Here is a 24811-nt window from a genome sequence, read left to right as displayed (position 1 = left end):
GTCTGACGGGCTCCCAGCCCGGCCCAGGCGAGAAGTGGCACAAGACCGTCGGCTGGTCGGTCCCGTACTCAGGGAGTTCACCAACCCGCACCTCGCCCTGCATGAGTCACTCGGTCTGGGTCACCCCTGGGTCCCCTGGACTCGACACCGAAAGCGCGGCCATCCAGGTTGCCCGTGGTGCGACCGCACAGGTTCACCGTACTGGCCCACCGCTGCGACGCGATCGTAGGCGTGTTCCCGTACGAGTCAGCTGACCTGGGGTGGCGCAGGACGGTAGCTCAGAGGGCCGTGACGTCTCCGTGGGCTCCGGTGCGGGCCTGATGCCCGTCGGGCGTCATCCCAGGACGTTGGCAAGCAACTCGTCTCCAGCGGGATAAGGGCGTTCCTGGGGGAGCAGTCGCGTGGCGGCGGTCAAGTCGTCTCCGCTGACGAGGGCACGGATCTCGTGGGCGAGCGGGGTCACGTCGCGGATGGCGACCGTCCACTCGTCCGCGTAGAGCCGTACAGCTTCACCGGAGAGACCCAGTTGCAAGGACCGATACCGCAGGGGCTGGAGGCGCAGGTCCCGCTCCGGGTCCCACTGCACGCGAGCGGGCGCCCGCTTCAACTGGCGCTGCCACGTGGCTCGGTCGGCGTGCACTCCGCGGACGTAGCTCGACAGACACGCGTTGCGCAGCGCCCGATCGAAGCCGTCACGGCTGATCTCGACCGCGAGAACGGTCTCCTGCCCCTCTTTGGTGCCCCAACCGCAGCGGTACATCATCCACAGGAACGACGGCTTGATCCATGTCAAGCTTCGCTCACAGACCTCTTGCGGTACTGCTCTCCTGGGCTTCAAGAAGTTCGTCACCGTGCTCGATCGCCCAGCGTCCAAGCGCCATCATCGGGCCCTCGACCAGGCTCTGCCCCAAGCCGGTCAGGGCGTAGTCGACGCGTGGCGGCGCCTCGGGATGTGCGTGGCGCTCGATCAGTCCGTTCGCGAGCAGGCGGTGCAAGGAGTCGGTCAGAACCTTGTCGCTGATGCCGCCGATCGCGGCGTGCAACTCGCGGCGTCGGTGCGGTCCCAAGCGAAGCGCCGCCAGTACGACGGGATCCCAGGTATGGGCGAAGAGATCGGTGGCCGCGCGCAAACGGCAATCAGCAACAAATTCATAGCAGTGGGCGTCGTGATCAGTCATCTCGCCATCCATCATCGCGCGCCGGTCACGCACTGATCGGTGCGTAACGCCTTCCCTACCGTGACCACCCGACCCGACCACTTTGGGAGAGGCACAGACAGATGCGTATCGGGATTCTGGGGACAGGGACACTGGCGGCGGCCCTGGGTGAGGGCTGGGCACGTGCGGGGCATGAGGTGGTGATCGGCGGACGGTCGCAGGTCAAGGCGGAGAAGCTTGCTGAGCGGCTGGACCACGAAGTGCTCGCTGTCGCACCGCGTGAGGCGGTCACCGGGCGCGATGCGGTGCTCCTCGCCGTGTCTTGGGACGGTGTCGAAGAGATGCTCGGAATGGTCGGCGCGTCCGACGGCGTGCTCCAAGGGATGCCATTGATCGATCCCACGAACGCCGTTACGCATGGCGTCGGCACTCTGCTCACTGAACACGGCGAGGCGATGGCGGGGCGGATCGCCGGACTTGCTCCGGGAGCCCGGGTCGTGAAGGCGTTCCATCTCTTTCCCGCTGACCAGTGGACGAGCCCGATCGGTGGTGGCCAGTCCCGCGTGACGGTGGCGATGTGCGGCGACGATGCGACCGCGCTGCAAGTCGTCGGTGAACTGGTCCGTGACGTCGGCGGAATCCCGGCGACGCTGGGGACGCTTGATCGCGTCCGCCAGTTGGAGGAGGTGGCGGGATTCGTGATCGGCTTGGCCTTCGCAGGCTTCGACCCTGGCTCCGCCGTCCCTCACGTCCCCTCGAACGACAGGCGCGCCGACTCACAGAGGTAGGCGCATCTCTCACACGCTCGATGATCTGCCACGACAGGGTCTGTGAACGCGGCTTGATGATCCACGTCATCCTGTCCCGCTTCCACGCGGCGGGGAAACGGCCGTCGCGGGCGGCGGGCAGCCCGATTTCCGGGGAGTACGCCTGGTAGACGGTGATCGTGGATTCCGAGTGGGCCGCACGGATCCGGTGTTGCGGTTCTTCCATGGCGTACAGCGTGGAGTCGGCCGGTTCAGGCGGCCACTGATTTTCTCGGGCAGGAAGCCCCAGGTTCGTCCCGAGCGGATCACCAAGCCTGCCCGTCCCGCCGATCCCGCAGGAGCCGGCCAGGCTCTTGTCGAGGTACCGCTGGTGCGTGCGCCGGGTTGCTCAGCGCTCGATGAAGCGGGGGTCCGGCCATGTCGAGATCGGTGCGTCGGAGACCGAGTGGATCCCCAGGAGCGACAGGTAGCCGTCCTCGGAGCAGACCATGGCACCGGCCCGGTGCGGGGTGGTGTAACCGGCCTCCACAGCCGGATTGTCGTGCGGCGGCGCGGGAGCGACCGCTGTACGGTCCACCTCCAGATCGACCGTCGCGCAGCCGCACCCGCATCGGCCCGACACGCGTGCGTGGGGAACCTGGGCCAGCAGGGCGCCGCTTACCGGATCCGGGCCGGACAGCAGCGCCCGCAGGGTCGCCGTGGCCTCCGGCGACAGCGGCTCAGCCATCGGCCTTGGCCACGCCGATCGGGCAGGAGACCCCGGTCCCGCCGATCCCGCAGTAACCCGCCGGGTTCTTGTCGAGGTACTGCTGGTGGTACCCCTCCGCCGGATAGAAGGTCCGGCCCGTCGCGGGGAGGATCTCCGTGGAGATCCTGCCGTGGCCCGAGGACGTGAGGACCTGCTGGTAGGCGGCTCGGGAGGCCTCGGCCGCGGCTGCCTGCTCGGGAGTGTGGGTGTGGATCGCCGAGCGGTACTGGGTGCCGACGTCGTTGCCCTGGCGGAAGCCCTGCGTCGGGTCGTGGGCCTCCCAGAAGGTCTTCAGGAGGCGCTCGTACGAGATGAGGGCGGGGTCGAAGACCACGCGGACCGCCTCCGTGTGGCCGGTGAGGCCCGAGCAGACCTCCTCGTACGCGGGGTTCTCGGTGTAGCCGCCCTGGTAGCCGACCAGGGTCGTCCACACCCCCACCGGGAGCCGCCAGAACGTGCGCTCGGCGCCCCAGAAACAGCCCAGGCCGAAGTCGGCGATCTGATAGCCCTCGGGGTAGGGGCCGAGCAGCGGGGTGCCGAGGATGGTGTGGCGGTCGGGGAGCGTGTACATCGGCTCGGGGCGGCCCTTCAGCGCCTGCTCGGGGGTGGGCAGGACGGGCGTACGGCCGAACAGCATGATGTGGGCTCCTTCGTACGTGCGCGTCGCACAGGGATGCGGGTCGGCACCGAGAACGCTTCCGCGCGGGGCCGCATTCCGACAAGCCCGACGTGGAGGTGAGTTCGCCGGCCTGAGCCCGCCGTCAGTCCGAAGGTGCCGTGCCCGCCCGCCGGATCACCCTCGTACCGCCACGGTGGCGCGATCACTGCGCCAGCGTCGCCGGACTCCCGCCGTTCGCCTCGTACCCCGCCACCGCCAGTGCCCGGTATATCGCGAACTCCGCGGCCGGATCGGCGGACAGCGTCCAGGGCAGGGCACCGACATGGCCGTCGATGTGGACGAGCTGGCTCATGGCCTCCGCCCAGCGCTCGCCGCGCACGAGGAAGAAGACCAGCAGATGACGGACGTGGGCCAGCATCGGATCGTCGGCGCGGGCCGAGTGGACCGCGTGCAGCGCGCCGTGGATGGCCTTGGTCACGACCTCGCTCCGGTAGAAGCCGCTGACCAGGTTCACCTCGGGCAGGTGCTCGAAGACCGCGAACAGTGGCATCGCGGCGAGGAGGGAGCCATGCGGGGCCCGGGCGGCGGCCGCCTCCGCGAAGCTGTACGCCAGCTCCCGCGAGCCGTGCCACTTCTCGCACCAGTAGTGCAGCGCGGCCAGGTGCGCCCCCATGTGGGCCGGGGCGCGGTCCAGGATCTTCAGCCACAGCTGCTCGAACTCCGCCTGCGAATAGGCCAGTCCGCGCGCCACGGAGAGCTCGACGATGTACGGGACCGGATCGCCCGGCGCCAGCAGCGCCGCGTCGCCGCAGGCCACCTTCGCCTCCTCCATGATGATCCGGAACTCGTCCGTGCCCGGCGTCGAGGTCCGCCACGCCTGATGGACCAGGAACTCCGCGTGCACGGCCGCGCCGCCCGCGTCCTTGGGCTGCTCGGCCCGCCACACCCGCAGCCACTGCCCGCCCGGTGCCTCGCTGACCCCGCCCGGACGCTGCTGCAGCTCCAGCGAGGCGGCTCCGGCGAAGGCCTGCACACGCTGCCAGCGCAGCTCGCCCTCCCGCTCGGTGCCGGCGAGGAGTTGGGAGGCCGCCTTGTAGTCCTGTGTGCGCTGCACCAGGTCCAGGACGTCCAGCAGATCCTGGTCGGGGCCGGGCATGCGGATGTCCAGCTCCTCCTGCCGCACGAAGCCGTAGTCCTCCGGGTCCGCGGCGTCCGGGTGGCCCGCCGGGACCTGTTCGATCCCGCCTCGCCTGCGCCGCAGGAACGGAAGCAGCACGAAGCCCAGCATGACCGCCGCCATCAGGACCCAGAGAATCTCCATGCCTCAAGAGTTCCAGACGCCGCCGACAATTGCCCAACCCGGTCGGCGCCCTGTGGAAAACTCCCGGAGCGGCCCGAATGTCCTGGGGGAAACTCCCCGCGGCCGGCCCGAACGCCTGGGGAAAACCCTGCCGTACGGCCGTGCGGAGCCCGCCGTCCGTCATCGGCCCCCCGGGCGGACTACCCTCGGAGCCCATGAGCGACAGGCACATCAGTCAGCACTTCGAGACCCTCGCGATCCACGCGGGCAACACCGCGGACCCCGTCACCGGAGCGGTGGTCCCGCCGATCTACCAGGTCTCGACCTACAAGCAGGACGGCGTGGGCGGTCTGCGCGGCGGATACGAGTACAGCCGCAGCGCCAATCCGACCCGCACCGCCCTGGAGGAGAACCTCGCCGCCCTCGAAGGCGGCCGCCGGGGCCTCGCGTTCGCGTCCGGACTGGCGGCCGAGGACTGCCTGCTGCGTACGCTGCTCAGCCCCGGCGACCACGTGGTCATCCCCAACGACGCGTACGGCGGCACGTTCCGCCTCTTCGCGAAGGTCGTCGCCCGATGGGGCGTCGAGTGGTCGGTCGCCGACACCAGCGACCCGGCCGCCGTACGGGCCGCGATCACCCCGAAGACCAAGGTCGTGTGGGTGGAGACCCCCTCCAACCCCCTGCTCGGCATCACCGACATCGCCGCCGTCGCCCAGATCTCCCGGGACGCGGGCGCGAAGCTCGTCGTCGACAACACCTTCGCGACGCCCTACCTCCAGCAGCCGCTGTCGCTCGGCGCCGATGTCGTCGTGCACTCCCTGACCAAGTACATGGGCGGCCACTCCGACGTCGTGGGCGGCGCCCTGGTCACCGCCGACGAGGCACTCGGCGAGGAACTGGCGTACCACCAGAACGCGATGGGCGCGGTCGCCGGGCCCTTCGACTCCTGGCTGGTGCTGCGCGGCGCCAAGACGCTGTCGGTGCGCATGGACCGGCACAGCGAGAACGCCACGAAGGTCGCCGACATGCTGACCCGGCACGCGCGCGTGACGCAGGTGCTCTACCCGGGCCTGGAGGAGCACCCCGGTCACGAGGTCGCGGCCAAGCAGATGCGGTCCTTCGGCGGCATGGTCTCCTTCCGGGTGGAGGGCGGCGAGGAGGCGGCCGTCGAGGTCTGCAACCGCGCCAGGATCTTCACGCTGGGGGAGTCCCTGGGAGGCGTCGAGTCGCTGATCGAGCACCCGGGCCGTATGACGCACGCGTCCGTGGCGGGCTCGGCGCTCGAGGTCCCCGCCGACCTCGTGCGCCTGTCCGTGGGCATCGAGAACGTCGACGACCTGCTGGAGGACCTCCAGCAGGCGCTCGCCAAGTAGGCCGGGCGGGGCTCACCAGCCCCTCATCGGTGGAGTCGTCGTGGACGGCGGCTCCACCCAGGGGCGCGCGGTCAGCGCCCACACCACGAACGCCACACTCGCGGCGAACATCAGCAGCCACATGATCCGGCGCGCCGCTGTCCTGCGCCTGAGCATGCGCGATCCACGCCGTACGACGTCCCCGTACAGATCCGCGGGCACCTGCGGCGCTCCCCGTTCCATGATCTGCCGCACGGCGGCCTCACGCTGGGTCCGGTTCACGCGCACCTCCCGGGGTGACGCGGGTGTCTCACGGCACGGCCGCCACTCCCGTCCCCTCTCCTCATGACGCCGCCACCTTCGCCTTCACCACGGCCGGTGCGGGCCCGCGCGCCGGGTGCAGCAGCGTGGCCGTCGCCCGGTCGCAGATCGTGTGAACGCGTTCCGCCGGCAGGCCGAGCAGGGCCGCCGCCTGTTCCTCGGCCACACCCTCGTAGAGGCGCAGCACCAGGATCAGCCGCTCCTGGGGGGCGAGCCGGGACAGCGGGCTGTCGGGGTGCGTGCGGCCGCGGAGCAGGACGCCGTGGCGGCGCCATGCTCCGTGTGCGAAGCGCAGGGCGAGGTGCTGGCGGGCGCGGTCGTAGGGATCCTCACCACGCAGCCGGTCCCAGCACGCGTACGTGTGCGCGAGCGCGAGCGTCAGCAGGCGTCGCGCGCGCGGGTTGTCGTCCGGTGCCTCCGCGGTCAGGAGCGTCGCGGCGTGCAGCAGCCGCCCGGCAGCGCCCGCGACGAACGCCTCGAACTCCCGGGCCCGACGTGTGCCCTGGACCACCTGCCGTTGCCGCACCGCACCTCCCCGCCTGCGGAGGGCCGTACGACGGCTTCGTACGACCAGGAGGACCCGGTCTCAGAGGACCCGGTCTCATATGAGGCCCGGCACGGCCGTCCGGTCAAGAGGCGGGGCGGTACACGCGTGCGCGCGGCGCCTAAGAGGACTGCGCCTCCGGTCCCGGGACCCCCTGGACCGCCATCCGGGAGGAGAGGGCGGTGTTGAAGCGTGTGAGGAGCGTGCAGAACGCCTCGCGCTCCTCCGGCGCCCAGTCGTGTGTCAGCTCGGCCATCAACTGACGCCGTGATGAGCGCACTTCCTCCAGCCGGGACTGCCCGCGCGGGGACAGCTGGAGCACCACCGCGCGTCCGTCCTCGGGGTGCGAGGTGCGCTTGACCAGCCCGGTGTCGACGAGCGGCGCCACCTGCCGGGTGACCGTGGACGAGTCGATCCCCATGCTCGCCGCGAGCGCCTTGACGCCCATCGGGCCTTCCTTGTCGAGCCGGTTGAGCAGCAGGTACGCGGCGCGGTCCATGGAGTTGCGCACCTGCCCCACCCCGCCGAGCCGGGTCTGTTCGGCACGACGGGCGAAGACCGCCACCTCGTGCTGCAGGGTGTCGAGGAGACCGGTGTCACCGACGGTCGTCATGTCCATCGACATTTCAGGTGTTGTGGGCATGGCCGGGGGCTCACTTCATGAAGGGCTGCTGGGTTGGGGGACAGGGTACGCGGCCCGGAGGCAGGCCGTACCGGCGCTGAGTAAACCCGTCTCGGACGTTGGTCACAGCGCGAGCACGCACGTGTGAACTGCGAGACTTGAGTCATGAACTACCGCAAGGCCCACCCCGTGCCGCCGGTGACCCTCGACGACGTGCGCGGTGCGCAGAAGATGCTGTCGGGCGTGGCGCGGACGACCGCGATGGAGGGCAGCCGCCATCTGACCCAGCTGGTGGGCGCGCCGGTGCACTTCAAGTGCGAGAACCTCCAGCGGACGGGGTCGTTCAAACTCCGCGGTGCCTACGTCCGGATCGCCGGACTGCTGCCCGAGGAGCGGGCCGCGGGTGTCGTGGCCGCGAGCGCCGGTAACCACGCGCAGGGCGTCGCGCTGGCGTCCACGCTGCTCGGCGTGCGCTCCACGGTGTTCATGCCGAAGGGCGCCCCGCTGCCGAAGATCAGCGCCACCAGGCACTACGGCGCCGAGGTGCGTCTGCACGGTCAGGTGGTCGACGAGACGCTGGCCGCCGCACAGGAGTACGCGGACGAGACGGGCGCGGTGTTCATCCATCCCTTCGACCACCCCGACGTCATCGCGGGCCAGGGCACGGTCGGCCTCGAGATCCTGGAGCAGTGCCCCGAGGTGCGCACGGTCGTTCTCGGGATCGGCGGCGGCGGACTCGCGGCCGGTGTCGCGATCGCAGTGAAGGCCCTGCGGCCGGACGTGCGGATCGTGGGTGTGCAGGCGGCCGGCGCGGCCGCGTATCCGCCCTCGCTGGCGGCCGGGCGCCCGATGTCGATCGAGAACCCGGTGACGATGGCCGACGGCATGAAGGTCGGGCGGCCGGGGGACGTGCCGTTCGGGATCGTGGACGAACTCGTGGACGAGGTGCGCACGGTGACGGAGGACGAGCTGTCCGCCGCGCTGCTGCTGTGCCTGGAGCGGGCCAAGCTGGTCGTCGAGCCGGCCGGGGCGAGCCCGGTCGCGGCGCTGCTGAGCGACCCGGGCGCCTTCGAGGGGCCGGTCGTCGCCGTGCTGTCCGGCGGCAACGTCGACCCGGTGCTGCTGCAGCGGGTGCTGCGGCACGGCATGGCCGCGCAGGGCCGCTACCTGGCCGTTCGGCTCCGGCTCACGGACCGGCCCGGTGCCCTCGCGACGCTCCTCGGGGTGTTGTCAGTGGTCGACGCTAATGTCCTGGACGTGAGCCACGTCCGGACCGATCCACGGCTCGGGCTCGCGGAGGCGGAGGTCGAGCTGCACCTGGAGACGAAGGGGCCGGAGCACTGCGCCGAGGTCGGCCGAGCCCTCCGCGAGGCGGGCTACACGGTCATCGACTGAGGTCAGGACCCCCTCCAGCACGCAGGAGTCACTCTTTCGAGCAAGTCCATTGAGAGACGCGATACATCGCGTTATGGTGTGTCTCGTGCCGCCGCTCACACCGCCCGCGGAAGAAAATGACGGGCGGGAGAAAGCGCACAAACCTAGGCTTTCCCAAGAATCCCCGACGACGTGGAGACTCATATGCCTGGCGCCATCTATGCCGAAGGCCTGGTCAAGACCTTCGGTGACGTAAGGGCTCTGGACGGCGTCGACCTCGATGTCCCCGAGGGCACCGTCCTGGGCCTCCTCGGACCGAACGGCGCGGGCAAGACGACGGCCGTCCGCTGCCTGACGACTCTCCTGAAGCCGGACAGCGGCTCGGCGGTCGTCGCGGGCGTCGACGTCCTCAAGCACCCCGACGCCGTGCGCCGCTCCATCGGCCTCTCCGGCCAGTTCGCGGCTGTCGACGAATACCTCACCGGCCGCGAGAACCTGCAGATGGTCGGTCAGCTCTACCAGATGAGGGCGAAGCAGGCGAAGGTCCGCGCGATCGAGCTGCTGGAGCAGTTCGACCTCGCCGACGCCGCCGACCGCCCCACCAAGACCTACTCCGGGGGCATGCGCCGCCGCCTCGACCTCGCGGCCGCCCTGGTGGTCTCACCGCCCGTGATGTTCATGGACGAACCGACGACCGGTCTCGACCCACGCAACCGACAACTGCTGTGGGAGGTCATCAAACAGCTGGTCTCCGCGGGCACCACCCTGCTGCTGACCACCCAGTACCTCGAGGAGGCCGACCACCTCGCCCACGAGATCGCCGTCGTCGACCACGGCCACGTCATCGCCACGGGTACCTCCGACCAGCTCAAGGCCCGCACCGGCGGCGAGCGCGTCGAGGTCGTCGTGCACGAGCGCGAGCACATCCAGGCCGCCTCGGAGATCCTGCGCGGCTTCGGCAAGGGCGACACCTCGGTCGAGGACCACATGCGCAAGCTCACCGTGCCCGTCACCGGCGGCGCCAAGCTGCTCGCCGAGGTCATCCGCGAACTCGACACCCGCGGCATCGAGATAGACGACATCGGCCTGCGCCGCCCCACCCTCGACGACGTGTTCCTGTCGCTGACGGGACATGCGGCCGAGGCGAAGGACGAGGACAACGACAAGAAGGAGGACGCCAAGTGAGCGCCGTCACCGACACCGCGCGGGTCGCGGCTCCCGGCAACCCCCTCAGCCAGTCCGTCCGCGACTCGCTGGTCATCGCCAAGCGCAACCTGATCCGGATGTCCAGAATCCCCGAGATGGTCATCTTCGGCCTCATCCAGCCGATCATGTTCGTGGTGCTGTTCAGCTACGTCTTCGGCGGCTCCATGAACATCGGCGGCACCACGGACTCCTTGGTCTACCGCGAGTTCCTGATGGCCGGCATCTTCGCGCAGACCGTCACCTTCGCCACCGCGGGCGCCGGCGCGGGGATCGCCGACGACATGCACAAGGGGCTCATCGACCGCTTCCGCTCACTGCCCATGGCCCGCGGCGCGGTGCTCACCGGACGGACGCTCGCCGACCTGGTGCAGACGGCGCTGACCCTGTTCGTGCTGGCCATGGTCGCCCTGCTGGTCGGCTGGCGCACCCACACCAGCATCGGCGAGGTACTCGGCGCCTTCGGTCTGCTGCTCCTGCTCGGGTACGCGTTCACCTGGGTCGGCGCCCTGATCGGCCTGTCCGTGCGCACGCCCGAGGCGGCCACCTCGGGTGGGCTGATCTGGCTCTTCCCGGTGACGTTCATCTCGAACGCGTTCGTGGACTCCAGCCGCATGACCCCGTGGCTGCAGCACGTCGCCGACTGGAACCCGTTCAGTGCCACGGTCCAGGCCTGTCGCGTGCTGTTCGGCAACCCCGGTGTGTCCCCCTCCGACGCCTGGCCCATGCAGCACCCGGTCTGGGCCTCGCTGATCTACTCGATCCTGATCATCGTCATATTCAGGACCCTGGCGGTCCGCAAGTACCGCTCGGCCACCGCATGACAGAGCCCCCGGCGCCGCGAGGGCGCCGGGGGCCCGCCAAGGACAGACGGTGGACCGGGGTCGGGGTCAGCCGTTGTAGGGCTCGGCCTTGAGGATGGTCACGGAGGCCTTCTTGCCGTTCGGCAGCTCGTACTCCGCGTCCTCACCGACCTTGTGGCCGATCACGCCGGAGCCCAGCGGGGACTGCGGCGAGTACGTCTCGACGTCCGCGCTCGCGTACTCGCGGGAGGCGAGCAGGAAGGTCATGGTGTCGTCCTCGTCACCGTCGAAGGCGATCGTCACGACCATGCCGGGCGCCACGGTACCGTCCGCGGACGCCGGAGCCTCACCGACCTTGGCCTTCTCCAGGAGCTGAGTCAGCTGGCGGATGCGGAGCTCCTGCTTGCCCTGCTCTTCCTTGGCCGCGTGGTACCCGCCGTTCTCGCGCAGGTCCCCCTCCTCGCGCGCGGCCGCGATCTTCGCGGTGACTTCCTCGCGCGCGGGACCAGACAGGTACGCCAGCTCTTCCTTGAGCTTGGTGTACGCCTCCTGGGTCAGCCAGGTGACGTCTTCGCTGGTCTGGGTCACAGGTGCTCCTCGTAGGTACTGGGAATACAAAGCATCGCCCTACCCAGAAGAATGTGCCTTCACGGATGGGCGAAACCACGAGCCTAACAATTCAGTGGCCGAAGGGGGAGGACATAAGCCATCAGAAATACGTCAGCGCAGGTCAGCGGCCACGTATCGAGGGTGACGTCAGTCGGCGTGACAGCCCAGCAGCTCGGCCGTGGTGCCCGGGGCCGTCGTACGGAGCGTGACGAGCTTGTCGATGCGGGTGGCGTCACCACCGAAGCGGAAGTCGGCCCGGCCCACCTCGGAGCCGTCCGCCGCCTGGGAGCGGATCGTGCAGTAGCCGGAGGTGCCGGAGTCCTTGCGGACCTCCAGATGCACCTGCACCGCGGATTTCTGCGCGTCGAACGTGATCACCTCTGCGCTGATCTTGTTCTCGACGACGTAGTGGTAGGCGAAGTAGCCGATCAGCGCGAGCAGGAGGGCGCCGAGGACGGCACCGGCGATACGGAGCTTGTGGTCGGCACGCTCGTCCGAGGAGCGGCCGTAGCGTCCCTCGGGCAGCTGGGTGCTCGCCGTGCTCATGATCGTCTCCTGGTAAAGCAAGGCCGTGGAATTAATCGCCCCCCGATTCGGTCACTATAGAAGCCGCCGTTCGCACCCGAAGACACCGGGGCGCCGACTTACTGAGGATTGAGTCTTGACTGACCAGCTGCGACTGATGGCCGTGCACGCCCACCCCGACGACGAGTCGAGCAAGGGCGCGGCGACCATGGCGAAGTACGTGTCCGAGGGGGTGGACGTGCTGGTCGTGACCTGCACGGGCGGGGAGCGCGGCTCCATCCTCAACCCGAAGCTTCAGGGCGACAAGTACATCGAGGAGCACATCCACGAGGTACGCAAGAAGGAGATGGACGAGGCCCGCGAGATCCTCGGCGTGGGGCAGGAGTGGCTCGGCTTCGTCGACTCCGGCCTGCCCGAGGGTGACCCGCTGCCGCCGCTGCCCGACGGCTGCTTCGCCCTGGAGGACGTCGACAAGGCGGCCGGTGAGCTGGTGAGGCAGATCCGCACCTTCCGTCCCCAGGTGATCACCACCTACGACGAGAACGGCGGCTACCCGCACCCCGACCACATCATGACCCACAAGATCTCGATGGTGGCGTTCGAGGGCGCGGCGGACACCGAGAAGTTCCCCGAGTCCGAGTTCGGCCCGGCCTACCAGCCGCTGAAGCTCTACTACAACCAGGGCTTCAACCGCCCCCGCACCGAGGCGCTGCACCACGCGCTGATCGAGCGCGGCATGGAGTCGCCGTACGGGGACTGGCTCAAGCGCTGGGACGAGTCGCCGATGCGCGACCGCACCCTGACCACGCACATTCCGTGCGCGGAGTTCTACGAGATCCGCGACAAGGCCCTGATCGCGCACGCCACGCAGATCGACCCCGACGGCGGCTGGTTCAAGGTCCCGCTGGATCTCCAGAAGGAGGTCTGGCCGACGGAGGAGTACGAGCTCGCGAAGTCCCTCGTCGATACCTCCCTCCCCGAGGACGACCTCTTTGCGGGCATCCGCGACAATGCCTGACATGAGCGCAAGCGCAAGCCTGGCAATGACGCACCTCGCGACCCTCGCCCAGGAGGTCGACGAGGACAAGGTCACCCCCGGCGTCCTCGGCTTCATCGTCTTCGCGGCGATGGCCCTGGCGGTGTGGGCCCTGATGAAGTCCATGAGCAAGCACATGGGCAAGGTCGACTTCAAGGAGTCCCCGGACGAGGGGGCCTCCGGCAAGGAGACCACCGACAGCCCGTCCGGCAAGACCTCGCCGGCCAAGGGCTGAGCCACGCGGCGGCGACGGGAGGGGACACCCGAGGCCCCCTCCCGTCAACGGCCGTGCTCGGCCGACGGCAGCAGCCGATGGGCCGCCCACGCCGAGGGCGTACACCGCCTAGCACAGGCGCGGGCGCAGGCACAGACACGGGGCCGCCGGGCAGACCGACCGCGCACCTCAGCCCCGCGCCGGCGCCACCGCCACCCCCATCACCTCACGGGCATGCCGGTTCGGGACCATGCCCAGCCGCCATGCCTGCCACCCGGTGTCGAGGTTCACGCCCCGCTCCAGCAGCAGTCCGTACGCCCCCACGTAGTCGTCCAGTTTCTCGTCCCGTGCCCCGTGCTCCCGGCGGCTCAGTTCCGCCAGTTCCTCCTGGGCGACCGCCGCGCCGATCTCCACGCCGCCCGGCGCCGCGTACGGCAGCAGGGTGCAGCGCAGGAAGCGGGCCCAGTCCTCGCCCCGCTGGTCGCCGTAGGAGGCGAACAGAGCCGCCGCCTCGTCGCACAGGGCGAGGGCCTGGGGGGTACGGCCGTTGCCCGCGTCCACCACCGCCAGTTCGAGGCAGGTCCACGCCTCCCCGTGGGCGACGCCGATGCGCTGGAAGTCGGCGCGGGCGTCGACCAGGAGCTGGCGGGCGAAGCCCGAGTTGCGCAACGAACCCGTCTGCGCGGCGCGCTGGTCGCGGGTGACACGGGCCGAGTGGTGGCGGGCGCAGGCCAGGCCGTAGACGTCCCGCATACGGGAGAACATCGTCCGCGAGCGCTCCAGCTCGCGGACCGACAGATCCAGGTTGCCCGTCTCCTCCAGCGCCTGGCCCAGGTAGTACACCGTCCACGCCTCGCCGCGCGCGTCCTCGTTGTCGCGGTGGCGGGAGGCCGCCTGGCGCAGGCCGTCCACCGCCGCCGACGGGTCCCCGGCCACCAGGCGGGCCCGCGCCAGCTGGGTCAGCGCCCACGCCTCGCCGCGGGCGTCGCGGGTGCGGCCGTACAGGTCGAGGGCTGTTCTCAGCTCCGTCTCCGCGCGCGGCACGTCGCCCATGCGCAGGGCCAGCTGGCCGAGCTGGAAGTGGGCCCAGGCCTCGCCGTGGACGGACTCTCCGGCGCGGTGCAGGACCAGGGAACGGGTCAGCAGGTCCTGTGCCTGCTCGACGCGGCCGCGGTCGCGTTCGACGGCCGCCAGGGCGTGCATGGTCCAGGCGCGGTCCGTGGCCAGTTCGGGAGGTGACTGGAGGGCCAGTGCCTCCTCGAGCTTCGCCGCCGCCTCGGTCAGATGGCCCTGGTGGTGGAGGGTGATGCCCAGGGAACACAGGGCGCGCGCGGCGCCCGCGTCGTGGTGGGCCTCCATGTAGAGGTCGACCACCGAGGTCAGTGTGGTGCGAGCCTTGTCGAGCTCGCCCAGCTGGCGGGCGGCGATACCGGTGCGCCACTGCACCGAGCGAACCAGCAGCCCCTGGTCCACCGCCTGCGCCAACTCGCTGATCTCGCCCAGGCGGTAGAGGTCGCCGCGCAGCAGGCAGTAGTCGCACAGCGCGCCCAGGAGGTTGAGGACCGCTCCCTGGTTGACGCCCTCCGCGTGCCTGAGCGCCGCCGTGATGAAACTCGACTCGTCGTCCAGCCAGCGCAGCGCCTCGTCGAGGGAGGTGAAGCCGTGCGGACTGAAGCGGTCCGAGCGGGTCGACATGTTGCCGTCGACCAGACGCAGCACGGAGTCGGCGAGGTCGGCGTAGTTGACGATGAGGCGTTCCTGCGCGGCCGTGCGCTCGGCCGGTTCCTCCTCGTCCAGCAGTCTGGCCTGGGCGAAGGCGCGGACCACGTCGTGGACGCGGTAACGGCTCCCGCGGACGTGGTCGATGAGGCCCGCGCGGGCCAGCGCCACCAGGTGCCGGGTCGCCTCCGTCTCGTCGGTGGCCAGCAGCGCGGCGGCCGCGGCGGCGCCGAGCGAGGACCGGCCGGCCAGCGCGAGGCGGCGCAGCAGCCGGCGGGCCTGCTCCGACTGGTCGGTGTAGCGGAGCCACAGGACGCGTTCGACGGGCCCGACCGGGCCGTACGCGCCGAGATCGGTGGCCAGCTGGCGCGGGGAGCGGGGACCGAGGGACGAGCCCGCTATGCGCAGGGCCAGGGGCAGGCCGCCGCACAACTCCCTGATCCGGTCGGCGGACTGGGCGTCATAGGGACCGCCGGCGGACTGCGCGGCCGCGTCCAGGAGCTCCTCGGCGCCCGCCGCGTCCAGCGCGGTGACCGGGAGTTCGTGCACCTGGGCGGCGAGGTCCGACGGCAGGCCGAGCGGCTCGCGCGCGGTGACCAGGACCAGGCTGTCGGAACGCTCGGGGACGAGCGTGCGGACCTGCTCGGGGTCCGAGGCGTCGTCCAGCACGATCGTCACCGGCAGGCCGGTCAGATGCTGGTGGTACAGCTCGCTCAGCCGCTTGACCTGCTGGTCGGGCGAGGAACGCTCACGGAACAGCAGCTGCTCGCGCGGGGCGCCGAGCCGGTTCAGCAGATGCAGCAGCGCGTCCCGGGTGGAGAGCGGGGACTCCTCCGGGTTGTCGCCGCGCAGGTCCACGACGCAGGCGCCGCGGAAGTAGTCCTTGAGGTCGTGCGCCGCCCGCACGGCGAGCGCCGTCCGGCCGCTGCCGGGCGGTCCGTGCAGCACGACCACCGTGGGCCGGGTCTCGGTCGTCGCGCGCGAGGCCTGCACCCACTGCCGGATGCGGCCCATCTCCGTCCGACGGTCCGCGAACTCGCTTATGGGCTCCGGGAGTTGCCCGAACGACTGCTCCAGCACACTCCTGCCGCGGGCCGCCGCGCTCTTGTCCGTGCCGCGCAGCCGCGGGCCCGCCTTCTTCGGGCCGGTCGACGCGCTCAGCACCCGCTGCTGGTCGAGGAAGGGCCGGATGCCCCGTACCTCCAGGGCCGTCAGCCACTGGAGCCGGAGCTGCTCCGGGCCGCCGGGCTGGCCGATGGCGCCCGCCCGGTGGTGCGCGGCCGGCAGATGCGAGCCGGCCACCTTCACCACGGTCGCCGCCGCGGCCACGACGCCCACGGTCACGCCCGCGCCCAGCGCGGTGCCCGTGTCGGTGCCGAGCGCCAGGTCGGCCACGGCAGCAGCCATGGCGGCGACCGCGGCCACCAGCAGAGGAGTCCCGGACGCCTCCTTGGAGTACCGCTGCCAGAAGGTGAGTTGACCTGCCTGCGCCTCGTCCAGCGCGCGTGTGTAGGCCTCGTACTCCTCGGCGGCCGTCTGCGCCATCGCGTCCAGTGATCCCCGGGCCCGCGCGAGCAGTACGGCCCCGTCGACCCGTCCGCCCGAACGCCGCACCTCCTCCTCCACGGCCCGGCCCAACAGCCGTTCGGCTTCCGCCCGATGACTGTCCCGCATGTCACTTCCCCCTCCGGCGGCAACGGCTTTCTTGGTCAAGTGTGCTGCGGACGGGGCATCGGGGCGAGAGGGCCGCACCGGGAAGCTCGACGGCGCCGTCGGGACACGCCTGACGCCTGACCCGCGGGGTACTGCGGCAGGATGGACCCCATGCCGAACCGACTGGCCCACGAGACGTCCCCCTACCTCCTCCAGCACGCGGACAATCCCGTCGACTGGTGGCCCTGGTCGGCCGAGGCCTTCGAGGAGGCCCGGAAGGCGAACAAACCCGTTCTGCTGAGCGTCGGATATTCGAGCTGTCACTGGTGTCACGTCATGGCACACGAGTCGTTCGAGGACCGGGTCACCGCCGACTTCCTGAACGAGCACTTCGTCAGCATCAAAGTCGACCGCGAGGAACGCCCCGACGTGGACGCCGTCTACATGGAGGCCGTGCAGGCCGCCACCGGGCAGGGCGGCTGGCCCATGACCGTGTTCCTCACGCCGGACGCCGAGCCCTTCTACTTCGGCACCTACTTCCCGCCTTCCCCCCGCCAGGGCATGCCCTCCTTCCGGCAGGTCCTGGAGGGTGTCCGGGCCGCCTGGACCGACCGGCGGGACGAGGTCGCCGAGGTCGCCGGGAAGATCGTGCGGGATCTCGCCGGGCGGGAGATGTCCTACGGCGACGCGCAGGCACCCGGCGAGGAGCAGCTCGCCGCGGCTCTGCTCGGGCTGACGAGGGAGTACGACGCGCAGCGCGGCGGATTCGGCGGGGCGCCGAAGTTCCCGCCGTCCATGGTCGTGGAGTTCCTGTTGCGGCACCACGCCCGCACCGGCGCCGAGGGTGCCCTCCAGATGGCCCGGGACACCTGCGAGCGCATGGCCCGCGGCGGCATCCACGACCAGCTCGGCGGCGGCTTCGCCCGCTACTCCGTCGACCGCGACTGGATCGTGCCGCACTTCGAGAAGATGCTCTACGACAACGCCCTGCTGTGCCGTGTCTACGCCCATCTGTGGCGGTCCACCGGCTCCGACCTCGCCCGTCGGGTCGCCCTCGACACGGCCGACTTCATGGTCCGTGAACTGCGCACGAACGAGGGCGGGTTCGCCTCCGCGCTGGACGCCGACAGTGACGACGGGACGGGCAAGCACGTCGAGGGCGCGTACTACGTGTGGACGCCGGAGCAGTTGCGTGAGGTGCTCGGCGAGCAGGACGCCGACCTCGCCGCCCAGTACTTCGGCGTCACCGAGGAGGGCACGTTCGAGCACGGGCAGTCCGTCCTCCAGCTGCCTCAGCAGGACACCGTGTTCGAAGCCGGGAAGATCGAGTCGATCCGGCGGCGGCTCCTGGACGCGCGGGCGCAGCGTCCCGCTCCCGGCCGGGACGACAAGGTCGTCGCCGCGTGGAACGGGCTCGCGATCGCGGCGCTCGCCGAGACCGGCGCCTACTTCGACCGTCCCGACCTGGTCGAGGCCGCGCTGGGGGCCGCCGATCTTCTCGTACGGCTGCATCTGGACGAGCAGGCCCGTCTGTCCCGTACCAGCAAGGACGGTCAGGTCGGTGCCAACGCCGGTGTGCTGGAGGACTACGCGGATGTCGCCGAGGGTTTCCTCGCGCTGGCGTCCGTGACCGGGGAGGGGGTCTGGCTCGACTTCGCCGGGTTCCTGCTCGACCATGTGCTGACGCGGTTCACCGGGCCCGAAGGCGGGCTGTTCGACACGGCCGCCGACGCCGAGCGGCTGATTCGCCGGCCGCAGGATCCGACCGACAACGCGGTGCCCTCCGGGTGGACGGCCGCGGCAGGGGCGCTGTTGTCCTACGCCGCGCAGACCGGGGCCGAGCCCCATCGCGCGGCCGCGGAGAAGGCACTCGGGGTGGTGAAGGCGCTCGGGCCCCGGGTGCCGCGGTTCGTCGGTTGGGGGCTCGCGGTGGCGGAGGCACACCTCGACGGGCCGAAGGAGGTCGCGATCGTGGGACCCGCGCTGACCGACGACGCCACAAGGGCCCTGCACCGAACGGCGCTTCTGGGGACCGCCCCCGGTGCCGTGGTCGCGGTGGGCACTCCGGACAGCGACGAACTCCCGCTGCTCGCCGACCGGATCCTCGTCAACGGCGAACCCACCGCTTACGTCTGCAGGCACTTCACCTGTGAGGCGCCTACGACCGACGCGGAGGCGTTGCGGGTGGCGTTGGGCGGTTGACCTCCGCCAGGGCGTTCGCCACGATCGCCTCCAGCTGTTCGTGGTGTGCGCCCTTCCAGTAGGCGCGGCCGCACTCCTGGCACTGCGCGAAGACGTCGTACGACCGTTCCGTCCCGCCCTCCAGCCGGTCGGCCACCTGCTCCTTGGTCGCCTCTCGCAGCAGGCCGTTGCAGGCCGTGCAGCGGGTCCAGGGGCGCAGTTCGGGGCGGAAGCGGTCCAGGATGTCGCGGAGTTGGTCTTCGGGGCGGGTGCTGTAGACGAAGGCGCCCGCCCACAGTTCCCTGCGGTGCAGCAGGCCCCGGTCGCGGCTGAGCATGACGCGTTTCTCGGTCGCCGAGCGGGTGGCGAGGGCCGGGTCGCCGATGTCCGTGGACTCGTACGCCGTGTCCACGCCGAGCAGGCGCAGGCGGCGGGCGAGGGTGCCGAGGTGGACGTCGAGGAGGAAGCGCAGGGGAGCGCCGGGGATCTGCTGGGGGCGGGCGACGGCGCTGATCTCCACGGAGTCGCCCGCGACGGGGACGTAGGACCTCGGGACCTCGCGGCCGTTCACCCGCAGGGCCCCGACCTCGGTGAGCGGGACGCCGGTCGACTCGACGACGTGGCCGAGGGAGGAGACGCCGTCGGTGGTGAGGCGGGTGGGCCCCCGGCGGCGGCCGCTCGCGACGAACACGGCCAGGCCGGGGGCGAACTCGACGTGGATCTCGGGACCGTTCACCCGGTCAGGATGCCACGGGAGGGGAGAGCGGATTCAGGGCTTTTTCGTCGGCAGGCCCTGGTCCAGGACGTCCAGGGCCTGGTCCACCAGGTCGCGCAGGTCGCCCTCGAAGCCGTTCTCCGCCCAGTACATGGAGACCTCCATGAGGCCGCCGATGAGGGACATCGCGTAGACGCGGACCTGGAGGCCGTCCGCGGCCAGGCCGGAGCGTTCGGCGATGGCCTCGCAGAGCATGCGCCCGGTCTCCGACATGCTCTCGAGCATCCGGGCGCGCACGGCGGGGATCTGGACCCCGAGGTGGGCCCGGACGCGGATCGCCTCGGGGTCCTCCGCCATGGTGCCGTCCAGGGCCAGGCGCATCACGTGCCGCAGCGAGTCGATCCACGGCTCGTCGGCGGGCCGGGCGCGCAGTTCCTCGACCATCAGAGGGTCGTACTCGTCCGTGAGGACGATGTCCTCCTTGGTCGGGAAGTAGCGGAAGACGGTCGACGGTGACACCTCGGCGCGCTCGGCGATCTGCTCGACCGTCGTGGCGTCGTAGCCCTGTTCCTTGATCAGCGCGTAGGTCGCGGTGCGGATCGCCTCGCGGGTCTTGATCTTCTTGCGCTCACGAAGGCCCAGTCGGGGGCGGTCGGCGGGGGAGAGGGGGGAGCGTGCGGCCGTCATGGGGTTCATTGTCGGGCATCCGCCTCCTCGGCAGCCATGTCCGGGGCTGTGGAGGTCTCGGCCGGACGGGGCGTGCCCGGCAGGAAGGCCGCGGCGAGCAGCGCGGCGACGAGGGCCGCGATCCCGCAGACCAGCAGGACGACGCCCATGCCGTGGATGTACGCGCTGTTCGCGGAGGCCAGCAGATCGGCGGAGCCGGTGCGCTGGGCGACCAGGTGCGCGGCGACCACGGACTCCCCGGCGGTGTCGGCGGCCCGGGCGGGCAGCCCGGTGACGTCGAGGCGGTCCCGGAAGGTGCTGGAGAGCAGGCTGCCGAGCAGGGCGATGCCGATCGCGCCACCGACCTGACGCATGGTCATCAGGAGTCCGGAGCCGCTGCCGGCGCGGTCGCGGGGCAGGGCGCTCAGGCCGCCGTTCATGGCGGGGATGAGCGAGAGGCCGAAGCCGAAGCCGGTGAGAGAAAGCCACAGCGCGACGAATCCGTAGCCGGAGTCCACTGTCGTACGGCTGCCCAGGAGCCCGGCGAAGGCCAGCACCACCAGGCCGGCGCTCACCGTGGCGCGCGCGCCGAAGCGGGCGACGACCTTGGGGGCGAGGCGGGAGGCGACCAGCAGTCCGCCCATCATCGGCAGCAGCCGGACGCCGGTGCCCAGGGCGTCGTGGCCGAGGACGGCCTGGAGGAAGGGCGGCAGCACGAACAGCAGGCCGGACAGGATGAAGTTCACCAGGGTCGCGGCGACGGTGTTGAAGAGGAAGCCGCGATGGGTGAGCAGGGTCATGTCGAGCATGGGGCGCCGGACCCGGCGTTCGCGCAGCACCAGCGCGGCGATCAGCAGGACGGACGCCGTGAGCATGCCCAGCACCAGCGGGTCGCCCCAGCCGCGGGTGGGCGCCTCGATGATCGCGTAGACCAGGGCGCCGAGTCCGGTGACGGTGAGTGCGGCGGACAGGGCGTCGACCCTGGGGGAGGAGGGGTCGCGGGTCTCGGGGAGCAGGAAGACGCAGGCGGCGATGCCGATCGCGGCCATCGGGACGTTGACCAGGAAGACCGAGCCCCACCAGAAGTGGTTCAGCAGCCAGCCGCCGATGATCGGGCCGAGCGGCAGGCCGAGCGCGGAGGCGGCGGAGACGATGCCTACGGCCTTGGTGCGCTCGTCGGGGGCGAAGAGCGTGGGCAGCACGGAGAGTGCGAGCGGGGTGACCAGGGCGCCGCCGACGCCCATCACCGCGCGGGCGGCGATCACCGCGTTGACATCGCCCGCCAGCGCGCCGACCAGTGATCCGGCGAGGAAGATCGCGAGTCCGGTGATCAGCATCCGGCGCCGCCCGAACCGGTCGCCGAGCAGACCCGCGGGGAGCATCAGGGCCGCGAAGACGACGACGTACGCGTCCGCCATCCACTGCTGCGCGCCGGTGCCGGCGTCGAGGTCGGCGGCCATCGTCGGCAGCGCCACATTGAGGATCGTCAGGTCGAAGCCGAGCGTCAGCATGCTCGCGACGAGGGCGGCCAGGGCCCACCAGCGACGGGGGTCCGGAGTGATAGTTTCCATGAAATGACAGTAACTCTCAAAAGCTAGGGACTGTCAATCGGTTTCGACATGCAAAAAGGGCCACGGCTCGGAAGCCGTGGCCCTGGAAAGTGCGTGGAACGGTCTACGTGTGCTGGTACGCCACCAGTGAGATGCCGACGTAGTGGACGGCGAAGGCGGCCACGGTGAGGGAGTGGAACACCTCGTGGAAGCCGAACCAGCGCGGTGACGGGTTCGGCCGCTTGAGGCCGTAGATCACACCGCCCGCGCTGTAGAGCAGGCCGCCGATGACGACCAGGACCAGGACCGCGACACCGCCGGCGCGCATGAAGTCGGGCAGGAAGAAGACCGCGGCCCAGCCCATCGCGATGTAGCAGGGGGTGTAGAGCCAGCGCGGGGCGCCGACCCAGAAGACCCGGAAGAGGATGCCGGCCACCGCGGCACCCCAGATGCCCCACAGCAGCCACCGTCCCTTGCTGCCCGGCAGGAGCAGCATGGTCAGCGGGGTGTAAGTGCCCGCGATGATCAGGAAGATGTTGGCGTGATCCAGCCGTCGCAGCACGCCGTCCATGCGCGGAGTCCAGGTGCCCCGGTGGTACAGCGCGCTGACGCCGAACAGCAGGCAGGCGGTCAGGGCGAAGATCCCGCAGGCGATCCGGCCTCTCGTGGAGTCCGCGAGGGCGGTCAGTACCAGCCCCGCGACCAGGGCGGCCGGGAACATGCCGAGGTGCAGCCAGCCGCGCAGCTTCGGCTTGATGGGCTCGGCCAGGTGCTGGGCGTGCTGCTTGATCTGGTGCGGCAGAGAGGGTGCGTCGGCGTCGTGGGCGGGCGGCGTCATGCCCGGCATCGTACCTACGGGACCGTAAGTTACGCATGAGTAGAGCGTGAGGAACGGCCAAGAGTGGCCATCGTCTCACGGGAGTTGATCAGTAAAGAAACGGTTGGCTGAACGTTAAGTGCACGCAAATAAACGCGCTGTGCCCAAAGGGGGCGTGGCGATCCTCACTCCGCTCACCTGTGATGCCCTCTGGACAGATGGGCGGTTCGGTCGGATGATCAAATGAGTGCGGTCGACACCGGATGAGCGCCAAGGTCACCACCAAAAGGCACGAAAAGCATCCGGGTCGCAGCCCCCACGGGGCCTCCAAACAAAAAATCCCTCATCTAGGAGCAATCGTGGCGCGCGACATCGCGGCTCCCCCCGTCATCCCCACCCAGCACAAGGAACTGATCTCGTGGGTGAACGAGATCGCCGAACTGACCGAGCCGGACAGCGTGGTCTGGTGTGACGGATCCGAAGCGGAGTACGAGCGCCTGTGCGAGGAGCTCGTGGCGAAGGGCACCTTCAAGAAGCTCGACCCGATCAAGCGCCCCAACTCCTACTACGCGGCCTCCGACCCGACCGACGTCGCGCGCGTCGAGGACCGCACCTTCATCTGCTCGGAGAAGGAGGAGGACGCGGGGCCCACGAACCACTGGAAGGCACCGGCGGAGATGCGCGACATCTTCACCGGGGAGAAGGGCGTCTTCCGCGGTTCGATGAAGGGCCGGACGATGTACGTCGTCCCCTTCTGCATGGGCCCCCTCGGCTCGGACCTCTCCGCGATCGGCGTCGAGATCACCGACTCCGCCTATGTCGCGGTCTCCATGCGCACGATGACCCGCATGGGACAGCCGGTCCTCGACGAACTCGGCTCCGACGGCTTCTTCGTGAAGGCCGTGCACACCCTCGGCGCCCCCCTCGCGGAGGGCGAGGCGGACGTCCCGTGGCCGTGCAACTCCACCAAGTACATCTCGCACTTCCCGGAGTCCCGCGAGATCTGGTCCTACGGCTCGGGCTACGGCGGCAACGCCCTGCTCGGCAAGAAGTGCTACGCCCTGCGCATCGCCTCGGTGATGGCCCGCGACGAGGGCTGGCTCGCCGAGCACATGCTCATCCTCAAGCTCACGCCCCCGCAGGGCGAGTCCAAGTACGTCGCCGCCGCCTTCCCGAGCGCCTGCGGCAAGACCAACCTCGCCATGCTGGAACCCACGATCTCCGGCTGGACCGTCGAGACGATCGGCGACGACATCGCCTGGATGCGCTTCGGCGAGGACGGCCGCCTCTACGCGATCAACCCCGAGGCCGGCTTCTTCGGCGTCGCGCCCGGCACCGGTGAGCACACCAACGCCAACGCGATGAAGACGCTGTGGGGCAACTCCGTCTTCACCAACGTCGCCCTCACCGACGACAACGACATCTGGTGGGAGGGCATGACGGAGGAGACCCCGGCCCACCTCACCGACTGGAAGGGCAACGACTGGACGCCCTCCTCGGACGTCCCGGCCGCCCACCCCAACGCCCGCTTCACCACGCCCGCCGCCCAGTGCCCGATCATCGCGCCCGAGTGGGAGGACCCCAAGGGCGTGCCGATCTCGGCGATCCTCTTCGGCGGGCGGCGCGCGAGCGCGGTGCCGCTGGTGACGGAGTCCTTCGACTGGAACCACGGCGTCTTCCTCGGCGCCAACGTGGCCTCCGAGAAGACCGCCGCCGCCGAGGGCAAGGTCGGCGAGCTGCGCCGCGACCCCTTCGCCATGCTGCCGTTCTGCGGCTACAACATGGGCGACTACATGGGGCACTGGGTCGACGTGGCCAAGGACAAGGACCAGTCGAAGCTGCCGAAGATCTACTACGTCAACTGGTTCCGCAAGAACGACGAGGGCAAGTTCGTCTGGCCCGGCTTCGGCGAGAACAGCCGCGTTCTGAAGTGGATCGTGGAGCGGCTGGAGGGCAAGGCGGAGGGCGTCGAGACCCCGATCGGCATCCTGCCGACCAAGGACGCGCTCGACACCAAGGGCCTCGACCTGGCCCCCTCCGACCTGGAGTTCCTGCTCACGGTCGACAAGGAGGTGTGGCGGGAGGAGGCGTCCCTGATCCCCGAGCACCTCAACACCTTCGGTGACCACACGCCGAAGGAGCTGTGGGACGAGTACCGCGCGCTGGTGCAGCGCCTGGGCTGAGTCCCCCGAGAACCCCCGCGGCCGGCCCCCGATGGGAGCCCTGACCCGTGATCGTCACGGGCCGGCCGCGGGTGGGCGGCACGAGGGCAGGTCCGCAGGACAGGCCCTGAGTCACGAACCGGCCCCGCACAAC

At 70.4% G+C, this 24811-nt stretch carries 24 protein-coding genes and 1 pseudogene; 9 read left to right on the top strand and 16 right to left on the bottom strand.

Going from position 1 to position 24811, the window contains the following annotated elements; all coding sequences use genetic code 11:
* Positions 1-334 precede the first annotated feature (334 nt).
* Positions 335-850, bottom strand: coding sequence for a DUF4291 domain-containing protein (locus M2157_RS18455; protein WP_280865748.1), 516 nt, complete (start codon positions 848-850; stop codon positions 335-337).
* Positions 801-1178 carry a helix-turn-helix domain-containing protein gene (locus tag M2157_RS18450; RefSeq protein ID WP_280863802.1) on the bottom strand — a complete coding sequence of 126 codons (378 nt, stop codon included), beginning with the start codon at positions 1176-1178 and terminating at the stop codon, positions 801-803. The genes M2157_RS18455 and M2157_RS18450 overlap by 50 nt, the downstream gene beginning before the upstream one ends.
* A 101-nt stretch (positions 1179-1279) precedes the next feature.
* Between M2157_RS18450 and M2157_RS18445 the strand changes: the two genes are divergently transcribed.
* Positions 1280-1945: an NAD(P)-binding domain-containing protein gene (locus M2157_RS18445; RefSeq protein ID WP_280862875.1), complete on the top strand. Its 666-nt coding sequence runs from the start codon at positions 1280-1282 to the stop codon at positions 1943-1945.
* Positions 1946-1994: 49 nt separating this feature from the next.
* On the opposite strand, the pseudogene M2157_RS18440 reads toward M2157_RS18445, so the two are convergent.
* The 4 genes and pseudogenes from M2157_RS18440 to M2157_RS18425 all read right to left on the bottom strand — a co-directional run.
* Positions 1995-2150, bottom strand: a pseudogene (locus tag M2157_RS18440) (DUF4291 family protein); the annotation flags it as partial.
* 162 nt (positions 2151-2312) lie between these two features.
* A complete protein-coding gene (locus M2157_RS18435) occupies positions 2313-2651 on the bottom strand; it encodes a hypothetical protein (RefSeq protein ID WP_280865747.1) in 339 nt (112 codons plus the stop codon).
* Complete coding sequence (gene msrA, locus M2157_RS18430; protein ID WP_280865746.1) at positions 2644-3309, bottom strand: peptide-methionine (S)-S-oxide reductase MsrA; 666 nt, start codon at positions 3307-3309, stop codon at positions 2644-2646. Before msrA ends, M2157_RS18435 begins: the two co-directional genes overlap by 8 nt.
* Positions 3310-3493: 184 nt before the next feature.
* On the bottom strand, positions 3494-4612 hold the full coding sequence (locus M2157_RS18425; protein WP_280865745.1) for a hypothetical protein: 1119 nt from the start codon (positions 4610-4612) through the stop codon (positions 3494-3496).
* 194 nt (positions 4613-4806) lie between these two features.
* Here M2157_RS18425 and M2157_RS18420 point away from each other — a divergent pair, with 194 nt between their 5' ends.
* On the top strand, positions 4807-5964 hold the full coding sequence (locus tag M2157_RS18420; protein ID WP_280862871.1) for a cystathionine gamma-synthase: 1158 nt from the start codon (positions 4807-4809) through the stop codon (positions 5962-5964).
* A 12-nt stretch (positions 5965-5976) separates the two neighbouring features.
* Here the strand turns inward: M2157_RS18420 and M2157_RS18415 are convergent, their stop codons facing one another.
* The 3 genes from M2157_RS18415 to M2157_RS18405 all read right to left on the bottom strand — a co-directional run bounded on the left by M2157_RS18415 (position 5977) and on the right by M2157_RS18405 (position 7433).
* A complete protein-coding gene (locus tag M2157_RS18415) occupies positions 5977-6225 on the bottom strand; it encodes a hypothetical protein (protein ID WP_280862870.1) in 249 nt (82 codons plus the stop codon).
* Between the two features lie 61 nt (positions 6226-6286).
* The gene (locus M2157_RS18410) at positions 6287-6790 is read right to left on the bottom strand and encodes a sigma factor-like helix-turn-helix DNA-binding protein (protein WP_280862869.1); all 504 of its coding nucleotides are present in this window, start codon (positions 6788-6790) and stop codon (positions 6287-6289) included.
* A gap of 139 nt (positions 6791-6929) precedes the next feature.
* A complete protein-coding gene (locus M2157_RS18405) occupies positions 6930-7433 on the bottom strand; it encodes a MarR family transcriptional regulator (protein WP_020118471.1) in 504 nt (167 codons plus the stop codon).
* Between the two features lie 162 nt (positions 7434-7595).
* On the opposite strand from M2157_RS18405, the gene ilvA reads away from it, so the two are divergent.
* The 3 genes from ilvA (at position 7596) to M2157_RS18390 (ending at position 10831) form a co-directional block, all read left to right on the top strand.
* A complete protein-coding gene (gene ilvA, locus M2157_RS18400) occupies positions 7596-8825 on the top strand; it encodes a threonine ammonia-lyase (RefSeq protein WP_280865744.1) in 1230 nt (409 codons plus the stop codon).
* 183 nt (positions 8826-9008) lie between these two features.
* Positions 9009-9989: an ATP-binding cassette domain-containing protein gene (locus M2157_RS18395; RefSeq protein WP_280865743.1), complete on the top strand. Its 981-nt coding sequence runs from the start codon at positions 9009-9011 to the stop codon at positions 9987-9989.
* The gene (locus M2157_RS18390) at positions 9986-10831 is read left to right on the top strand and encodes an ABC transporter permease (RefSeq protein ID WP_280862866.1); all 846 of its coding nucleotides are present in this window, start codon (positions 9986-9988) and stop codon (positions 10829-10831) included. The genes M2157_RS18395 and M2157_RS18390 overlap by 4 nt, the downstream gene beginning before the upstream one ends.
* A gap of 66 nt (positions 10832-10897) precedes the next feature.
* On the opposite strand, the gene greA is transcribed toward M2157_RS18390, so the two are convergent.
* Positions 10898-11398 (bottom strand): transcription elongation factor GreA, encoded by a 501-nt coding sequence (gene greA / locus M2157_RS18385; RefSeq protein ID WP_057607641.1) that lies wholly within the window; start codon positions 11396-11398, stop codon positions 10898-10900.
* A 168-nt stretch (positions 11399-11566) separates the two neighbouring features.
* The gene (locus M2157_RS18380; protein WP_280862865.1) at positions 11567-11965 is read right to left on the bottom strand and encodes a DUF4307 domain-containing protein; all 399 of its coding nucleotides are present in this window, start codon (positions 11963-11965) and stop codon (positions 11567-11569) included.
* A gap of 136 nt (positions 11966-12101) precedes the next feature.
* Between M2157_RS18380 and mca the strand changes: the two genes are divergently transcribed.
* Positions 12102-12962, top strand: coding sequence for a mycothiol conjugate amidase Mca (gene mca / locus M2157_RS18375; protein ID WP_280868228.1), 861 nt, complete (start codon positions 12102-12104; stop codon positions 12960-12962).
* The gene (locus M2157_RS18370) at positions 12955-13215 is read left to right on the top strand and encodes a hypothetical protein (protein WP_280862864.1); all 261 of its coding nucleotides are present in this window, start codon (positions 12955-12957) and stop codon (positions 13213-13215) included. Before mca ends, M2157_RS18370 begins: the two co-directional genes overlap by 8 nt.
* A gap of 168 nt (positions 13216-13383) precedes the next feature.
* Here M2157_RS18370 and M2157_RS18365 read toward each other — a convergent pair whose 3' ends face one another.
* Positions 13384-16587, bottom strand: coding sequence for a tetratricopeptide repeat protein (locus M2157_RS18365; RefSeq protein ID WP_280865742.1), 3204 nt, complete (start codon positions 16585-16587; stop codon positions 13384-13386).
* 150 nt (positions 16588-16737) lie between these two features.
* Here M2157_RS18365 and M2157_RS18360 point away from each other — a divergent pair, with 150 nt between their 5' ends.
* On the top strand, positions 16738-18768 hold the full coding sequence (locus M2157_RS18360) for a thioredoxin domain-containing protein (protein ID WP_280862862.1): 2031 nt from the start codon (positions 16738-16740) through the stop codon (positions 18766-18768).
* Here the strand turns inward: M2157_RS18360 and M2157_RS18355 are convergent.
* From M2157_RS18355 to M2157_RS18340, 4 genes are all read right to left on the bottom strand, one after another.
* Positions 18725-19483 carry a Mut7-C RNAse domain-containing protein gene (locus tag M2157_RS18355; protein ID WP_280862861.1) on the bottom strand — a complete coding sequence of 253 codons (759 nt, stop codon included), beginning with the start codon at positions 19481-19483 and terminating at the stop codon, positions 18725-18727. The two genes, M2157_RS18360 and M2157_RS18355, sit on opposite strands and share 44 nt — an antisense overlap.
* Before the next feature lie 33 nt (positions 19484-19516).
* Positions 19517-20149 (bottom strand): TetR family transcriptional regulator, encoded by a 633-nt coding sequence (locus M2157_RS18350; protein WP_280862860.1) that lies wholly within the window; start codon positions 20147-20149, stop codon positions 19517-19519.
* A 5-nt stretch (positions 20150-20154) separates the two neighbouring features.
* Positions 20155-21699 carry an MFS transporter gene (locus tag M2157_RS18345; protein WP_280862859.1) on the bottom strand — a complete coding sequence of 515 codons (1545 nt, stop codon included), beginning with the start codon at positions 21697-21699 and terminating at the stop codon, positions 20155-20157.
* A 103-nt stretch (positions 21700-21802) separates the two neighbouring features.
* On the bottom strand, positions 21803-22516 hold the full coding sequence (locus M2157_RS18340) for a hemolysin III family protein (protein WP_280862858.1): 714 nt from the start codon (positions 22514-22516) through the stop codon (positions 21803-21805).
* Positions 22517-22854: 338 nt separating this feature from the next.
* Here M2157_RS18340 and M2157_RS18335 point away from each other — a divergent pair, with 338 nt between their 5' ends.
* On the top strand, positions 22855-24678 hold the full coding sequence (locus tag M2157_RS18335; protein WP_280862857.1) for a phosphoenolpyruvate carboxykinase (GTP): 1824 nt from the start codon (positions 22855-22857) through the stop codon (positions 24676-24678).
* The last annotated feature ends 133 nt before the right edge of the window (positions 24679-24811 follow it).

The organism is Streptomyces sp. SAI-127 (genome assembly GCF_029894425.1).
GTDB lineage: Bacteria > Actinomycetota > Actinomycetes > Streptomycetales > Streptomycetaceae > Streptomyces.
Note: the sequence above shows the minus strand (reverse complement) of the source record. Positions and strands in the feature narration are given on the sequence as shown.

Excerpts from the sequence above, each read along its gene's own strand:
- M2157_RS18450 (WP_280863802.1), bottom strand. The coding sequence starts at position 1,178 with ATGACTGATCACGACGCCCACTGCTATGAATTTGTTGCTGATTGCCGT.
- M2157_RS18445 (WP_280862875.1), top strand. The coding sequence starts at position 1,280 with ATGCGTATCGGGATTCTGGGGACAGGGACACTGGCGGCGGCCCTGGGT.
- M2157_RS18435 (WP_280865747.1), bottom strand. The coding sequence starts at position 2,651 with ATGGCTGAGCCGCTGTCGCCGGAGGCCACGGCGACCCTGCGGGCGCTG.
- msrA (WP_280865746.1), bottom strand. The coding sequence starts at position 3,309 with ATGCTGTTCGGCCGTACGCCCGTCCTGCCCACCCCCGAGCAGGCGCTG.
- M2157_RS18425 (WP_280865745.1), bottom strand. The coding sequence starts at position 4,612 with ATGGAGATTCTCTGGGTCCTGATGGCGGCGGTCATGCTGGGCTTCGTG.
- M2157_RS18420 (WP_280862871.1), top strand. The coding sequence starts at position 4,807 with ATGAGCGACAGGCACATCAGTCAGCACTTCGAGACCCTCGCGATCCAC.
- M2157_RS18405 (WP_020118471.1), bottom strand. The coding sequence starts at position 7,433 with ATGTCGATGGACATGACGACCGTCGGTGACACCGGTCTCCTCGACACC.
- ilvA (WP_280865744.1), top strand. The coding sequence starts at position 7,596 with ATGAACTACCGCAAGGCCCACCCCGTGCCGCCGGTGACCCTCGACGAC.
- M2157_RS18395 (WP_280865743.1), top strand. The coding sequence starts at position 9,009 with ATGCCTGGCGCCATCTATGCCGAAGGCCTGGTCAAGACCTTCGGTGAC.
- M2157_RS18380 (WP_280862865.1), bottom strand. The coding sequence starts at position 11,965 with ATGAGCACGGCGAGCACCCAGCTGCCCGAGGGACGCTACGGCCGCTCC.
- mca (WP_280868228.1), top strand. The coding sequence starts at position 12,102 with ATGGCCGTGCACGCCCACCCCGACGACGAGTCGAGCAAGGGCGCGGCG.
- M2157_RS18370 (WP_280862864.1), top strand. The coding sequence starts at position 12,955 with ATGCCTGACATGAGCGCAAGCGCAAGCCTGGCAATGACGCACCTCGCG.
- M2157_RS18365 (WP_280865742.1), bottom strand. The coding sequence starts at position 16,587 with ATGCGGGACAGTCATCGGGCGGAAGCCGAACGGCTGTTGGGCCGGGCC.
- M2157_RS18360 (WP_280862862.1), top strand. The coding sequence starts at position 16,738 with ATGCCGAACCGACTGGCCCACGAGACGTCCCCCTACCTCCTCCAGCAC.
- M2157_RS18350 (WP_280862860.1), bottom strand. The coding sequence starts at position 20,149 with ATGACGGCCGCACGCTCCCCCCTCTCCCCCGCCGACCGCCCCCGACTG.
- M2157_RS18345 (WP_280862859.1), bottom strand. The coding sequence starts at position 21,699 with ATGGAAACTATCACTCCGGACCCCCGTCGCTGGTGGGCCCTGGCCGCC.
- M2157_RS18340 (WP_280862858.1), bottom strand. The coding sequence starts at position 22,516 with ATGACGCCGCCCGCCCACGACGCCGACGCACCCTCTCTGCCGCACCAG.